Annotated in this window: 1 protein-coding gene; it reads left to right on the top strand. The window is 42.6% G+C overall.

Annotated features, from left to right (window positions below):
* Positions 1-199: 199 nt before the first annotated feature.
* The coding region (locus ACS8FD_RS18755) for a solute carrier family 23 protein (protein ID WP_439276961.1) at positions 200-834 on the top strand (635 nt) is incomplete at its 3' end.

Raw genomic sequence — 834 nt, 5'->3', positions numbered from 1 at the left:
AGTAAATTAACTATTAATAATGGCTAATCGGTTTTATTAATTAGCACAAGGATCAGTGCGACTCTTTGTTGGATAGATAGGCAATACGATTCGTTATATAGTTTTAAGCGAATAGGGAGTTCTAGCTTACACACTTCCTGTATTACTAAATATTTCTGATAAGGATTGGACTAAAAAGTCACTCTAGGAGGAAGCCCAGATGAGTAAGACCACTCAAGGAAACCCTGATTTATTATACGGTCTGCATGATCGTCCCGCCCCTACAAAAGCATTTTTAGGTGCCGTACAGCACGTCTTAGCCGCTTTTGTCGGCGTTATTACTCCCTCATTAATCATTGGTGGTGTTTTAGGTCTGGGTGAACATATTCCCTACCTTATCAGTATGGCCCTGATGGTATCTGGGGTTGCTACCTTTATTCAGACTCGCAAGGTCGGCCCTGTAGGCTCAGGCCTTATGGCACTACAAGGTACCAGCTTTGGTTTCTTAGCGGCCGTATTGGCGGCAGGTTTTGTAGTCAAAAACAAAGGGGGAAGTCCTGAAGAGATTTTATCGGTCATCTTTAGTATCACCTTCCTTGCAGCATTCGTTGAAATCTTTTTAAGCCAGTTCATCACTAAACTTAAGTCCCTGATGAGCCCAATCGTCACTGGTTGTGTCATTGTCACTATCGGTCTGTCACTCACTAAAGTTGGTCTAACCGATCTAGCAGGCGGTGTTGGTGCTGAAAATTTTGGTAGCATACCAAACTTGTTACTAGGTGGCGGTGTCTTAGTGAGCGTAGTGCTTATTAGTATCGTACCCAATAAAGTTATTCGCTCAAGCGCTATTTTTAT

Source organism: Psychrobacter sp. 1U2 (assembly GCF_051847575.1).
The sequence above is the reverse complement of the archived record's forward strand: the minus strand, read 5'-3'. Positions and strand labels throughout refer to the sequence as shown.